The sequence below is a fragment of the Petrotoga sp. 9PWA.NaAc.5.4 genome, from assembly GCF_002895485.1.
GTDB lineage: Bacteria > Thermotogota > Thermotogae > Petrotogales > Petrotogaceae > AZRK01.
In genome coordinates, this window is the sequence record NZ_AZRK01000014.1 from 35,541 (window position 1) to 49,386 (window position 13,846).

The window sequence follows — 13,846 nt, forward strand, 5'->3', positions numbered from 1 at the left end:
ATGAAAATACTTATTATAGGTTACATGCATCCAAAGCTTGATAAAAGAGTCTTCAGAACCGTTAGAACTCTTTCTAAATCAAATGAGATTATATACCAATATTGGACAGATAAAGAAGAAAAAAAGTATCAGGATGGAAATATCACGTATATGCCAATTAAATATACAAAAGAAACTAATAAAGACAGTCCTTTTGAAAAGTTAATAAATAGAAGAGCATTCGATAAAATAATTTGTGATTTAATTGAAAATGAAGATTACGATATATTATACATGCACCATTTTTTAGCAAGTAGACCACTTAACCCCTTTAAAATAGCGAAAAAACGAAATAAGAAAATAGTTTACGACATACACGAATATCATCCTGAGAACTTTTTAGCAGAACTACCTGCAATCATTGGTGATTTAAAAACGGCGGTAATATGGCGCCTATTCAAAAAACAATTGAATTTATCAAATTTAGCCATCTTTGTTTCTGACGAAACAAGAGATGATATTATTAATAAAACAAAAATAAGTAAAGAAAAAACATTTATTATGCCTAATTACGCCTCTTTTAGCATAAAACCTGATATTCAAAAAAAACGAAAAGAAATCGTCTTGGTAGGCAAAACGACGAGGAAAATAGAAGACGAGAAAAAACTACTCAATATTCTTATTAAAAAAGGCTTTTCTTTCAAAGTCATAGGCATGGATTCAAAAGAGTTTGACGATATTCCACACACCGCAACATCTTTCTTGCCTTACAATGAAATGATGGAAGAGTTATCAAAAGCCTCTTTTTCTTTAATTTCGTACAACACTGTAAAAAAAAAATTACAAAAACGATATATTTGCACTTCCATACAAATATTACGATTCTATAGCTGCAGGAACGCCAGTTATTATTAAAGAATCATTTGTTTCAATGGCAAAACAAGTTGAAGAGTTAGGGGTTGGAGTAGTAATAAACACATAAAACATAGAACAAAGCGTAGAAAAAATACTAAATGCCTACGAAAATTATGAAACTATCTTAAAAAATATTGAAAAATACCTTTCTTCTTAAATACAATAGAAATGGACATATAAAAACCAAAGTTACCTTATATTTATTCTATATCCTTCGAATATATTAGTAATTCATTTCTTTTGTGCCATCCAGTTTTTTCCCAAAATGTTTTACCCAATTCGTTTTCATAATAAACAAAAAGGTGACATTTTATAATGCCTTTTTTCTTTAGATTATCAAAAACTAAGTTTACCAGTTTCGTTCCTATTCCTTTTCTTCTGTAATCTTTATCAACAGCGAGATGATAGAGATAACCTCTTCTGCCGTCTTCGCCACATAAAATTGTGCCTATTATTTTTCCTTCTTTTTCGCAGATATAATTTAATCCTTGATTCTTATTCAAGAATTTTTCTATATTTTCTTTTGTATCAGAATCACTGAGACCCATACCTTCGATGTTTTTCCATAGATTATACATTTGATCATAATCATTTATCGTTGCTTGCCGATATAGTACTTCCATCTTAATCATCCTAAAGGAAATGGGAAATTTGGTAGCGATGCTATGTGTGCTACTATCAATACTACTAAAATAATTACGAACATATACCATTTTGCATGTAAGTTTCTGAGAACTTTTTTTACATTAGCTGGAGCTTTTGTAAATCTCAAAGTAATCCCTGCAAAACCCATCCAAAGGAGCAAAGTAATCAATACCCAATGCCAAAAGCTTGCATAAGGCAACAGTAAAATTCCGTGAATTAGCGCAAGAACTATAAATATGATATTCCCAAAATAATGAACATAATGCCATCTTTTCCCCATCGCATTGAGCCATTTAAATTGACGCTTTGGGAAAATAAGTTTTTGAAGAAAATGAAGAATAACGTACAAATTCGCTATAAAAAAGAAAAATGCGGTAGCTCCACCTAAACCTAAACCTACAATGACACTTTGTGGGACGTTTTCCATGTACACTCCCCCTTTAGTTTAAGAAGTACTTTTCAGCTATTTTTCTAAAATAATATGTAATAAATTATAACATAATTTTATAAAAGCAAGATTACAATTAACTAATCTTTATATAATTTAATATAATCATTATAAACATCTTTATACCTTCTTGCCGGTTTTACAAAGAAATCATAATATTTCTTATATAAATCTACAGAATATATATCAAGCTTGAACGTTTCTCCCATTTTAATCATAGGGCAAATTACAAAATAGAAAGTGTTTCAAATACTGTTAAATTTTTATTAGATGAAGAAAGTTATTCTATAACTGGACAAGTTATCCATGTTGATAGCGGAACTATTTAATAAAAAATATATCTTTTTAAAATATAATTGTTCACCAAGGTCTGATTTTTTTCTTGCTGCAGTTTTCTTTTAAATATGATTTCATTTTATCTCATTCCTCAAAAATTCTTTTGAGAAATATTTTATTATTTTTTTCTAAATTATATTGTTCATTCCAAGTTCTAAAACAATTATTCGACAAAAATAGATAACGGTCGATATCATTAAACCTACATTTCATAAAGTCTATTATTTGTTCACAAAAAGTTTCTTCTAATGGTTCATTTAATAACAATCCATTTGAACTATTAACGATCTCGCTTACGCCGCCAACATTTCTTGCAATAACTGGAATTCCAAATGACATTGCTTCCATTATCGAAACAGGTAGTCCTTCAGAATCACTAAGATTAATAAAAAAATCGGCATCATACTGCTTATACACATCTAAAATTTTATCGTTACTGACGAATCCTAAAAATTCAAATTTGTTCGGCGGTAACTTCTCAGTGGCATATTTTATAATTTCTTTTTCTGTTTCCCCACTTCCTATGTGAATCCAATAATAATCATAAGGAACCTTTGATAAAATATCTATTATCAAATCAAGTCTTTTAACAGGTTTAATTAACGAACATGATGCAATTGTAATTTTATCTTTCTGATATATTTGTTTTCTAATTCCTTTGGGATTTGAAGTGCCCATTCTTGTAACAAACTTTTTTAATTTAGAATTAGAAGAAAAATTGTTTTCATAATACTGTAAGCCAGCTTCGGAAATAAAATGAATTTGGTCTAAATTTTTATCGATATAAGATCTAAAAGGCAAATAATTTAACTCATTCCTATCAATGTACAAATCGTAACCATGAGCTCTTGACACTATTTTTTTGATGTTAAGAGCTGTTTTCAAACTATAAAAGTTAGAAATAACGTATGCTCCTCTACTTAACCAAAAAGAATAGAGAAAAAAATCATTATCGCTATGTTCCTTTATCTCTTGCAAAATAAATTTTTTGCTATCAACATAAAATAAACCATAGTAAATAATGTAAAAAAATCTTTTAATTCCTTTGAATGAAAAAGAACAGTTTTCTTTTATTTCTCTTAAAACATCTTTAGAAAAAAACCATTTAAAAAAATTTATATTAAAAATATTTAACCAAGAATGTTTTTTAACCATATAGTAATTTAAATCATATCTTTTAGCAATTTCTTCATACTTGTTTTTATCACCATAATAAGAAATGACGACTATTCGCTTAAAATACTTTTTTAAAAAAGGAATTTCGTTTATGAAAAAGATTAAATCTAGAGCCCCAGGAAATATAATAACAGTTTTCATGAAATATCTTCTCCTCACATGTAAAAAATATTTCTACTTATTTTCGTAACTCAACTTATTAATTCTCTCTAAAACGGGCATTAGTTTTGCTTGCCAGCTTAAATGCTCTTCTGCATATTTTCTCATTTCTATAGAATAATCTGGATTTTCTTGAATTAGCCTTTCATACCAACTTATAATTTCCTTTATATTTACAGCTCTTTCGTCAGAAGAAACTCGGAACACATAAGGAAACATTTCAGGAAAATCAGAATCAGGTGAAGCCAAAATAAAAGGGACTCCTCTTGCACAATATTCCCTGTTTTTTAAAGCAGCATCATAAAATAGCCCTTTTCTATGATTTGCTAAACTTCCTATTGCAATATCAGACTTATCAAATATGTTGTTCAATTCCTTTCCACTTTTTGCACCGGGAAAGATAACATATTTTTCTAAATTCAACTCTTCTACCATTTTTTTTAAATTTTCTAAATCATCACCTTCACCAACACAGTAATAAAATACTTCTGGAGTAACTAACTTATTATCACCATAATAATATTCATAAAGTCCTTTAATGACTCTATCAAAACCATGCCAGTAACTTATATTAGCAACAGAAATTAAATTAATACTATTGCTTTCATTTTTATCTTTTAGTTTTATGCTTTCAACATCTACTCCGTTGGAAATGTATACAAATTTATTTTCTATTCCCTGAGTATATTTTAAATCCTCTGGTGCATATTCTACTATTAAATCAAAGTACTCTAAAACACTTGGAAAAGAATGATTAAACAAAAACCATTTTATCTTTTTTACAAGCATATTATCTTTGCTCTTAACAAATTCCTTTTCAGATGTAATAATAGGTGTAGGAATCTCCAAAACAAGTATATTGCCGTTCTTTTTTAACTTTCGTAATTTTCTTTTAAAAAATACAAATAAAAAACCAAATCCTCTAAAGTAATAAACAGCATTTTTATTAATTTTTAATGATTTCTGCATTTCAAAAACTCTGAATAAAACTCCCTTCTGAACTGTCTTAATTAAACTTACATTAAACCCAAAACTTTTGAACGCTTCCATTTGACCTAAGACTTTCTTTTTAACACCTAAACTTTTTTCTAAACACTCTAAGGTTACATAATAAAAATCCAATATAATCACCTTTTAAAATATTAATTAGTAATTAATGTTTTTAATTTCAAGCTTTTTTTGGAGTAATTACTCTCTTTAATTCATCAACAACCAAGTCAAGGGCATATTTTACTTCAGTGTTATAGACCAACAATACAATAACAAGTCCAACTACTGCAGAAAGAACCTGCCAAACAAGATTTCCTATAAATGTGTTTATAAACGCTACTATAACAAAAACAACCGTAGCTATGAAGAATTTACCCAGATGATAATTAACTGGATACAAATTCTTTGATATAAACGTTCTCATACAAAAATAAAGGATATAAGATAAACCTGTTGTAAACGCTGCGCCTTTTGCTCCATATTGTGGAACTAACAAGGTATTTCCAATAACGTTAGCAACAGTAGGTACCGCAGATATTATCATATGCCAATATGTCTTCTTTTTAAAGCCAATTCCAACCCCTGTAACTTGCGATGTAGTGTTCATGATAGGTATTAAAAGAAGAAAAGCACTAATTCCAGCTGCTTGTCTGTAACTGCTTTCTAAAAGTAAAAATATTACATCTTTAAACACAATAATTAGCATTCCCACAACAAACATAGCAGCAGAAATAAACAAAGACACCTTTTCAAAAAGACTTGTACTTTCAGGATTATTTTCATAACTCTCGTAAGAAACAGGTGTCCAAAAATTAGAAAATCCCACTTGAATCAAACTCATAACAGAAACAACCTTAAAGGCAGCAGAATATAAGCCAATCTCAGTAAAAGTTGCATAGTTTCTTAAAGCTAATTTATCAAAAGATTGAAAAATCCATATTATTAAAAATGTAGGAACAAACGGGAGTCCATACTTGATAATTTCTTTGACTGAATCAAAGTTAACTTTAAACTTACCAAACCACAAATCTCTTTCAAGAAATATAGCTAATGTGGCAGAAACTATATGAGAAAGAAACAAGCCCACAATAATGGCATAAAAAGTTCTTGAAACAAGTAATACATATAAAATTGTAAAAGCGGCATTTGATGCTCCATTTACAACTCTTAAAGCAGAAAAGGCTATCCCTCTTTGTTTCATTCTAACAACCAATGTGGCAAATCGTTCTATGATCGCAATTAAAATGGTAAGCCCCAGTAAGAAGATAGATAAAAAATGATTAGAATCTTCAAAAAGAACGAAAGATAACTCCTTCCAAAACAATCCAATTATAACAAATACAATCAATCCTACAGACAGACTTGGCATCAAAGAGTCCCAAAGCAGGTTTCGTCTATCTTCTTCTTTTTTCTCATAGAACATCCTTACAAAACTTTGATCAGTACCAAGGAGAGAGATGTTTAAAAACAAATTAAAGGCTAATGTAAACATAGAGGCTTTACCAAACTCTTCAGGAATGATGAGCCAGGTAGTTATAGGGGTAGTGACAAAAGAAATTAGGGCAGCAATCCATTGCCCTATAGAAAACTGAAAAAATGATTTAATAAATTCTCGTTCCTTTGACATCTTATCCTCCATTTTATGCATATATATTGTGAACTTTGATTCATCTACTTTCTTAAATTAGTTATATATTTAATAATCTACTCAAAAACATAATTTTTCTCATAAAAATCTAAATACTCTCCTGTTATAACTTTTTTCATCCATTCTTGGTTGTCTAAGTACCAGTCTATCGTTTTTTTGATACCGTCTTCAAATCTTGTTTCTGGTTCCCAGCCTAATTCGTTTTTTATCTTTGTTGGATCTATTGCGTATCGTCTATCATGTCCAAGTCTGTCTTTCACATGTTTTATTAATCCTTCGTTTATTGTCTTATCTTTTGTTTTTTCTTGAAGATACGTTATTATTAACTTCACTATCTCTATGTTTTCTTTTTCGTTGTGTCCCCCTATGTTGTATACCTCTCCACTTCTTCCTGTTTCAAACACTAAGTCTATTGCCTTACAATGATCTTCTACATACAACCAGTCTCTTACATGTTTCCCATCTCCGTAGACTGGTAGTTCTTTGTGATTCAAAGCATTGTATATCATCAAAGGAATAAGTTTTTCTGGAAATTGGTATGGTCCATAGTTGTTCGAACATCTTGTTATGTTTATATTCAACCCATAGGTGTCATGGTAGGCTTTCACTATTAAATCACTGCTTGCTTTACTTGCTGAGTAGGGGCTGTGTGGATTCAGTGGGGTTTCTTCTGTGAAGTATCCTGTTGGTCCTAATGCTCCATATACTTCGTCTGTAGATATTTGTAAGAACTTTTGTTTCTTTTTTTCATCGTAATGTTCTTTAAATACATGTAGCAGTGTTTGTGTTCCTAAGACGTTTGTTTTTAGAAATATACCGGGATCATGTATTGATCTGTCTACATGACTTTCTGCTGCAAAGTTAATTACTCCATCTATTTCATATTTTGAATATAGTTCTTCTAACAATTTTCTATCGTTTATATCGCCTTTTATGAAAACAAACCGTTTTTTTTCGTCTTGAGTTAATTTAGATAAATTATCTAAATTACCTGCATAAGTTAATTTATCTAATCCTATTATCTTTCTGTCTTTGTATTTTCTTAGGTAGTAATACACAAAGTTACTTCCAATAAAACCTGCTACACCTGTTACTAAGATTGTCATAAATCATACCCCATTTCATTTTCCAAGATTTTTCTCATATCTAACAAGGCAAGATACATATCATAACTAGGAAACCAATTCAAATATTTTTTTGTATGAGTAATATCCATAAGATATTCATCTGTATCTTCTTTCAACTCTTTTGCAAAAACTATATTATTTATATTATCAAACACAAGATTTACAAGTTCTGCAAATTCTCTGTGTGAAATATTATTTTCCATAGCTATATTAAAAATCTTTTCTTCTGACTGATTTATTAGAGCCTTTTCAACTGCACTAACTATATCTTTTACATAAACATAGTGCCGTTTTCCTTTCCCTTCACCATACACTGTCAAAGGTTCCTTGTTCATTGATCTTTTGATAAACTCTGTAACCATAACCCCTTCTTTCTCTCCAACACCTAAGACTTGTGCTACTCTTAAAGACTTGATATCCATTCCATAATAGTGATTATAGTACAAAGCTAACTTTTCACAAAAATACTTGGATAATCCATACAAATTTAGTGTATACTCAATTTTGTCACTTGTTTTAAAAGGAATGTTATTACAACGTGGATTATATACACTTATCGATGAAGCAAATACTATGTTACTAATCCCAACATTTCTACAACTCTCGAAGATATTTGAGGTTAATTCAACATTCTTGTTATATATTAAATAGCCACTTTCTTGACCTTTTAGAGGCCTAATCGCTGCAAGATGGACAACTGCATCACAATCATACAATGCATCCATTAACGATTCTTTTGAATAGTCGCTGATCTTGTAATTTACTTCGCTTTTTGATATACATTTACTGGCATCCCTTGTAATACCTATCAGTTCGTATTTTTCTTTTAATCCTTCTATCAAATAACTCCCAATAAACCCTGTAGCACCTGTTATAGCTATTTTCACATTATTCACTGCTTTCTATGTAATAACCAATCTTTTCAAAATATCCATTTATCTCCTTAACAACCTCGTTGTTTTTGTAATACCAAAAAACATTTTTATTATCATACTCTGAAGTATTAAAAACGCTATTAGGAGGCATACATATGAATTTCAGAACCTTTGGCTTAATTGTTCTGACTTCAAAAACATCATCGGTTATCTTCTCGCCCATTAAATGATCAACTGTAATTTTAAGTAAGTTTACCCCTGTACTTTCAGATATTAGTCTCCACATATGACATCCATCTAACCTCGGAGTTACTTCTATCAAATAAGGCATATCATTGTCTATTTTTATTTGAAAATAAACTGGACCATTTTTGATTCTTAATACATTTATTGTATTTACAACTAATTTTTCTATTCGATCAATAACCCCTTGCTTTTTATAATATTTACTAGGCATTCTATGTTCCTTTACCAATCCTCCAGGGTATTCATCAAAAACGATTCTATCTGAAACAATCTTGAACTTAACCTCTCCATTTACAACATATGCGTTAACCGAAATCTCGTCAGATGGAATATATTTCTCTACGATAACCTTCTTGCTTTGAGAGTACCTGGACGATTTCTCAAAATATTCTATTATTTCTGAAAAGTTATTAACTTTCAATACACCACGTTGGCCTTGACTATCAACAGGTTTCATAATAGCTGGGAATATATTCCAATGTTTAAAATCTTCAAAACTTGATCCCACAACAAACGGGATGTTCCCCTCAAAATATTTTCCTAACGCTTCTCTCAATCTACTCTTATTATGACAGATAACAGTTGTTTCATACGAAACAAAGTTAGGTAAATTTAACTTTTCATTTACATAGCTAATGGTTGGTAAAGCTATATCAGATCCAATAGAATAAACATAATCGATATTCATCTCTTGTACGTAGTTCATAACCGATTCAACATCTTTTATATCTATCAAAACAAACTTATCTACAAATGCAAGAGCACTGCCTTCTTTTCTATTTGAACATCCGTGCACCTCTAATCCTCTACATTTACATTCAACAACGAGATCAAATTGAGCACTTCCCACCCCTAAAATTAATATCTTTTTTTTAGTATTCATTTGATTCTCCTTTCTCTTTATAATTAAACAGATAATATATAGCTATGTATCTTCTCAACGATATAGTTAACTTCTTCTAATTTCAAACTATAATACATCGGTAGTCTCAGTAATCTTCTGCTAAGATTTTCTGTTACGGGCAAGCTGAAACTTCCAAATTTTTTCATCGAATATGGTGATTCATGCAACGGTATGTAATGAAACACACTGAGTATTCCATTAGCTTTTAAGTAATCCATCAAACCATTTCTTTCTTCTTCTCTGTTCAATAAGATATAGAATAAATGGTAGTTCGATTTAGCATAATCGTTGATTATAGGTAGTCTCAATTTGTTTTGATCCTGTAAGTCTTTCAGACCGTTATAATATGTGTTATATATCTCTTTTCGCTTATTGTTAATATTTTCCATGTTTTCAAATTGATTGTACAATACAGCCGCATTTATGTCTGAAGGTAGATAACTAGAGCCAATGTCAACCCATGTATATTTGTCAACTTCACCACGAAAAAACTGACTCCTGTTTGTCCCTTTCTCCCTGATTATTTCTGCCCTTTTTATGTATTTCTCATCGTTAATAGATATTGCACCACCTTCACCAGATGAGAAATTTTTAGTTTCATGAAAACTATAACAACCAAAATTTCCAATTGTTCCTAAATATTTGTCTTTGTACTTTGCATCAACAGCCTGGGCTGCGTCTTCAACCACAATCAAATTGTACTTTTTTGCGATATGCATTATCGTATCCATTTCACATGCAACGCCAGCATAATGAACGGGAGAAATTGCCTTTGTTTTCTCAGTTATCAACCCTTCTATCTTATTCTCATCGATGTTAAGATTGTCTTCTCTAATATCACAGTACACTATCTTTGCCCCTCTTAATACAAAGGCGTTTGCAGTAGATACAAACGTATATGAGGGTAAAATAACTTCGTCCCCTTCTTTTATATCTGCTAAAAGAGCAGCTAGTTCTAAGGCATGTGTACAAGATGTAGTTAGCAATATCTTCTTTGAGTTAAATATTTCTTCCATAAATTTAGAACACATTTTTGTGTATTTTCCATCTCCTGATACCTTTCCACTATTATATGCATCTTTGATATACTCTAATTCTTTACCAAACAAATTTTGCCTGTTGAAAGGGATCATTTTTTAACATCTTCCTTTACAATATTTTTTAAGTAAGTGCCATACTCTGTTTTTTCATATTCTTTTCCCATTTTAATTAACTGATCTTTAGTAATCCATTTCTTTCTGTAAGCAATTTCTTCCAAACAAGCTATGCTTAAGCCGGTTCTTTTTTGAATCGTTCTAACAAAATCTGTTGCGTTAGCCAGTCCATCGTATGTTCCTGTATCTAACCAAGCAAAACTCCTTCCCAATAATTGTACATATAATTTACCTTCTATGAGGTAATCCTTTATCAAATCAGTTATTTCCAATTCCCCTTTTTCAGAAGGCTTTAACTTTTTTGCTTTTGCTATAACTGAATTATCGAAAAAGTATAAACCAGGTATCGCATAATTAGACTTAGGATTAAGAGGTTTTTCTTCAATAGATATTGGCTTAAAATCTTCATCAAATTCTATTACCCCAAATTCTTGTGGATTATTCACATAATATGCGAAAATTACCGCTCCATTGTCCTTTTTTGAAGCCTTTTCTAATATTGGGCTAAACCCTTGCCCATAAAAGATATTATCTCCTAGGATTAAGCAAATATTATCCTTTCCAATAAATTTTTCTCCAACAACAAACGCATCAGCAATTCCTTTTGAATCTTCTTGAACCATATAACTAATTTCTATACCCCACTCAGATCCATCTCCCAATAGATTATTATACAAACCAACAAATTCCGATTTTGTTATTAACAGTATCTCTCTGATATTTGACAACATTAAAACAGACAAAGGATAGTAAATCATGGGTTTGTCGTATATGGGAATGAGATGTTTGCTTATCCCTTTAGTTATGGGATACAGCCTTGTTCTGTTTCCACCAGCTAAAACAATACCCTTCATGTCAAGTCCCCCTAAGAGTTAAAAATATTTTCCCAAAGCTCTCTACATCGTTCTTCTGAAAATTCTCTTCCTATAATCTCTCTATTTTTAGCTTTTAAAGATTCATCAATGTATACAAACTCTTCAAAGCTTAATTTATCTATACTATAGGTATCATACACAGTTATGCCGATTCTTTCAAAATAATCCCAAGTCGTCACATCTTTTCTTATATACACCTTTTTGCCTAAATATAACAGTGTTTTTATATTCCCTAGGGCTTGTTGCCTATTATGATTAAAAACAGCAATATCAACCGAATTTAAAATTTTAGCATATTCTGCTGGGGGTAAAAAGTCAACCAGAGGTTTAAATTTATCTCCGTACAACCTCTTACCATTTTCAATAACTTCCTTAGCCCATTCTTTTTCTCCGTAAGATAGAGGTATAATGATTTCAATATCCTCATCTTTGAACTTTAATAATTTATTTAAAACTTCAATATGATTATTTGTCGGATTGGCAGAATTTCCCACTAAGATTGTTATAGTACTTTTATCTTTGTAATCACCATCAAAATCTAGATTCTCATAGACTATAGGGCTGGGATAAAATGCTTTCATATGTCGCGCCTTTGTAGGATACCACTTTCTTGCTAATTCATATTCTCCTTCGTTATTTGTAATTATTACCTTTATATTTTTAATTATAATCTTTCTCATAAATTCACCTAGATTTGATCTAAAGCTTTTTACCCTAGTCTCATGATAATATAGATCTCCTCCCCAAATAACCCAGTAACACTTTTTTAAGATGCCAAGCCTGATAAAAAGAGCAGGTACAATTTCTGTAAAAATACCGTGCAAGATTATTTTATCAGCTATAAACATCTCTTTATGAAAGAAAAACATGTCTTTGCTCTTTCTCTTAACAAAGAAAACGTTCTCTTGCTTGTTAACCTTAAAACTGTTACCTTCACACACTACCAAAAAATCGTGTTCTTCCTTTGGAAAATATTTGTTCATAAAATCTATAAATCTCACTGTGTAGACAGAATTAGGTAACAAGTGCACTATCTTCTTCATTTTAATATATTCTCCAATCCCGCCAAAAAGATTATTAAAACAACTTTGATATAACTATTATAACCTAACTCAAACTATTTTGAAAGTCAATTTAGTTTCTAAAAGCTCTCCTAAAAAATATCAAAGAATCTAAAAAAATCAAAAGTGAAAGTACCCGAAAAATTAAGACACCTGTCTTAAAAAATAAGACAGAACTGTATGAAATTTTCAGACAAAACTGTCTTAAAAAATAGGACATTATATAATACATAATACAAGAAACATATATTATTTTCAGAAAAATTTTTCTGATTTTATCTCACACAAGATTTCCAAAAAAATTGCAAAAACAGACAAATATTTTGCGGATATTAATTATAGAGAAAAGAAAATATCTTATACAAAAAACTATGAGGTGAAATTATGAATATTTTCGATCTAGTAAACATTTTCTTTGAAGAAGACAAAAAGAGTAAACTTCCTTCTTCTTCAGCAAAGTTATATTTTTTCTTAATTTATCAAGCGAACAAACTATTTTGGGAAGGCCCTTTAATACTCTCAATTAGACATTTATCAAATCAACTAAAACTTGACAAAAACACAGTTGTAAAATCCTTAAAAGAATTATACAAAAGAAAACTCATAACCTACTACCCATCAGAATACTTTCAAAAAGCTAATCATACTTCTATTTGGTTTCCACAATCCAGTCTAAAGACAAAAAATAATAAAGAGGTGAAAAATCTTGTTAAATACACAACCACAAAAGAAAACAAATACTCCAACTATTTCTAATAACAATTGCCCATGTACAAAACCATACAACTGCCTTACCAACGGAATAATTGATCATGCATTTTGCAACAAATACGCAAATTACTTAAAAGCCATCAGTTACTTCAACGATGTTGTGCCAAAAATATATTCTGACGTTTCTTTCACTAATTTCGTTATAAAAAACGCGATTATAAAAAAAGCAGTGTATAAAAGCGTCTACTTTGTAGATCACAAATTGTGGCAAAAAGGCAGTGGCTTGATTCTATATGGAGGTTGCGGCACAGGAAAATCACGTTTAGGTTACACCATCCTAAAAGAAATAGCAATTATGGGAGGAATAATAGGAGTAATAGACGTATTACATGATTTTGAAACATTTGAGCAAGCAGACGAAGCTGTAAAAACAGCATTAAAATCAGATATAATCTTTATCGACGATCTTGGAGCAAAAGAGTACAAATGGATAGCAGACAAAATTAGAATAATAATAGATGAGATCAACAGAAGCCAAAAAAGTCTAATAATATCAACAAACCTAAACCCACAAGAATTAATAAACTCATTAGAACT

13 protein-coding genes and 1 pseudogene are annotated in these 13,846 nt (G+C 30.3%); 3 read left to right on the plus strand and 11 right to left on the minus strand.

Annotation, left to right across the window (positions count from 1 at the left end; all coding sequences use genetic code 11):
* On the plus strand, window positions 1-894 hold the full coding sequence (locus tag X924_RS05575; RefSeq protein ID WP_199172641.1) for a glycosyltransferase: 894 nt from the start codon (window positions 1-3) through the stop codon (window positions 892-894).
* A 200-nt stretch (window positions 895-1,094) separates the two neighbouring features.
* On the opposite strand, the gene X924_RS05580 is transcribed toward X924_RS05575, so the two are convergent.
* From X924_RS05580 to X924_RS05635, 11 genes are all read right to left on the minus strand, one after another.
* Entirely contained in the window at window positions 1,095-1,517 is a 423-nt protein-coding gene (locus tag X924_RS05580) for a GNAT family N-acetyltransferase (RefSeq protein WP_121957957.1), read from the minus strand.
* Between the two features lie 5 nt (window positions 1,518-1,522).
* Window positions 1,523-1,966 (minus strand): hypothetical protein, encoded by a 444-nt coding sequence (locus tag X924_RS05585; RefSeq protein ID WP_121957958.1) that lies wholly within the window; start codon window positions 1,964-1,966, stop codon window positions 1,523-1,525.
* A 441-nt stretch (window positions 1,967-2,407) separates the two neighbouring features.
* Window positions 2,408-3,640 (minus strand): glycosyltransferase, encoded by a 1,233-nt coding sequence (locus X924_RS05595; RefSeq protein ID WP_121957959.1) that lies wholly within the window; start codon window positions 3,638-3,640, stop codon window positions 2,408-2,410.
* A 33-nt stretch (window positions 3,641-3,673) separates the two neighbouring features.
* Complete coding sequence (locus X924_RS05600; protein ID WP_121957960.1) at window positions 3,674-4,780, minus strand: glycosyltransferase; 1,107 nt, start codon at window positions 4,778-4,780, stop codon at window positions 3,674-3,676.
* Between the two features lie 46 nt (window positions 4,781-4,826).
* The gene (locus X924_RS05605; RefSeq protein ID WP_121957961.1) at window positions 4,827-6,275 is read right to left on the minus strand and encodes a lipopolysaccharide biosynthesis protein; all 1,449 of its coding nucleotides are present in this window, start codon (window positions 6,273-6,275) and stop codon (window positions 4,827-4,829) included.
* Between the two features lie 77 nt (window positions 6,276-6,352).
* Window positions 6,353-7,402 (minus strand): dTDP-glucose 4,6-dehydratase, encoded by a 1,050-nt coding sequence (gene rfbB / locus X924_RS05610; protein WP_121957962.1) that lies wholly within the window; start codon window positions 7,400-7,402, stop codon window positions 6,353-6,355.
* Window positions 7,399-8,310: an NAD(P)-dependent oxidoreductase gene (locus tag X924_RS05615; RefSeq protein WP_158245328.1), complete on the minus strand. Its 912-nt coding sequence runs from the start codon at window positions 8,308-8,310 to the stop codon at window positions 7,399-7,401. Before X924_RS05615 ends, rfbB begins: the two co-directional genes overlap by 4 nt.
* Before the next feature lies 1 nt (window position 8,311).
* Window positions 8,312-9,427, minus strand: a complete 1,116-nt coding sequence (locus X924_RS05620) for an ATP-grasp domain-containing protein (protein ID WP_121957964.1) — start codon at window positions 9,425-9,427, stop codon at window positions 8,312-8,314.
* A gap of 23 nt (window positions 9,428-9,450) precedes the next feature.
* Complete coding sequence (gene rffA, locus X924_RS05625; RefSeq protein ID WP_121957965.1) at window positions 9,451-10,581, minus strand: dTDP-4-amino-4,6-dideoxygalactose transaminase; 1,131 nt, start codon at window positions 10,579-10,581, stop codon at window positions 9,451-9,453.
* Window positions 10,578-11,456, minus strand: coding sequence for a glucose-1-phosphate thymidylyltransferase RfbA (gene rfbA, locus X924_RS05630; protein ID WP_121957966.1), 879 nt, complete (start codon window positions 11,454-11,456; stop codon window positions 10,578-10,580). The genes rffA and rfbA overlap by 4 nt, the downstream gene beginning before the upstream one ends.
* 11 nt (window positions 11,457-11,467) lie before the next feature.
* The gene (locus tag X924_RS05635; protein WP_121957967.1) at window positions 11,468-12,520 is read right to left on the minus strand and encodes a TDP-N-acetylfucosamine:lipid II N-acetylfucosaminyltransferase; all 1,053 of its coding nucleotides are present in this window, start codon (window positions 12,518-12,520) and stop codon (window positions 11,468-11,470) included.
* 402 nt (window positions 12,521-12,922) lie between these two features.
* Between X924_RS05635 and X924_RS05640 the strand changes: the two genes are divergently transcribed.
* Both X924_RS05640 and X924_RS05645 read left to right on the plus strand, forming a co-directional pair.
* Complete coding sequence (locus tag X924_RS05640; RefSeq protein ID WP_121957968.1) at window positions 12,923-13,294, plus strand: hypothetical protein; 372 nt, start codon at window positions 12,923-12,925, stop codon at window positions 13,292-13,294.
* Window positions 13,245-13,846 (plus strand): annotated as a pseudogene (locus tag X924_RS05645) (hypothetical protein); the annotation flags it as partial. The gene X924_RS05640 and the pseudogene X924_RS05645, both read left to right, overlap by 50 nt.

What these genes read in the sequence shown, in the direction of transcription:
- rfbB (WP_121957962.1), bottom strand. Translation starts at nt 7,402, where the DNA reads ATGACAATCTTAGTAACAGGTGTAGCAGGTTTTATTGGAAGTAACTTT.
- X924_RS05605 (WP_121957961.1), bottom strand. Translation starts at nt 6,275, where the DNA reads ATGTCAAAGGAACGAGAATTTATTAAATCATTTTTTCAGTTTTCTATA.
- X924_RS05585 (WP_121957958.1), bottom strand. Translation starts at nt 1,966, where the DNA reads ATGGAAAACGTCCCACAAAGTGTCATTGTAGGTTTAGGTTTAGGTGGA.
- X924_RS05620 (WP_121957964.1), bottom strand. Translation starts at nt 9,427, where the DNA reads ATGAATACTAAAAAAAAGATATTAATTTTAGGGGTGGGAAGTGCTCAA.
- X924_RS05635 (WP_121957967.1), bottom strand. Translation starts at nt 12,520, where the DNA reads ATGAAGAAGATAGTGCACTTGTTACCTAATTCTGTCTACACAGTGAGA.
- X924_RS05595 (WP_121957959.1), bottom strand. Translation starts at nt 3,640, where the DNA reads ATGAAAACTGTTATTATATTTCCTGGGGCTCTAGATTTAATCTTTTTC.
- rfbA (WP_121957966.1), bottom strand. Translation starts at nt 11,456, where the DNA reads ATGAAGGGTATTGTTTTAGCTGGTGGAAACAGAACAAGGCTGTATCCC.
- rffA (WP_121957965.1), bottom strand. Translation starts at nt 10,581, where the DNA reads ATGATCCCTTTCAACAGGCAAAATTTGTTTGGTAAAGAATTAGAGTAT.
- X924_RS05580 (WP_121957957.1), bottom strand. Translation starts at nt 1,517, where the DNA reads ATGGAAGTACTATATCGGCAAGCAACGATAAATGATTATGATCAAATG.
- X924_RS05640 (WP_121957968.1), top strand. Translation starts at nt 12,923, where the DNA reads ATGAATATTTTCGATCTAGTAAACATTTTCTTTGAAGAAGACAAAAAG.
- X924_RS05575 (WP_199172641.1), top strand. Translation starts at nt 1, where the DNA reads ATGAAAATACTTATTATAGGTTACATGCATCCAAAGCTTGATAAAAGA.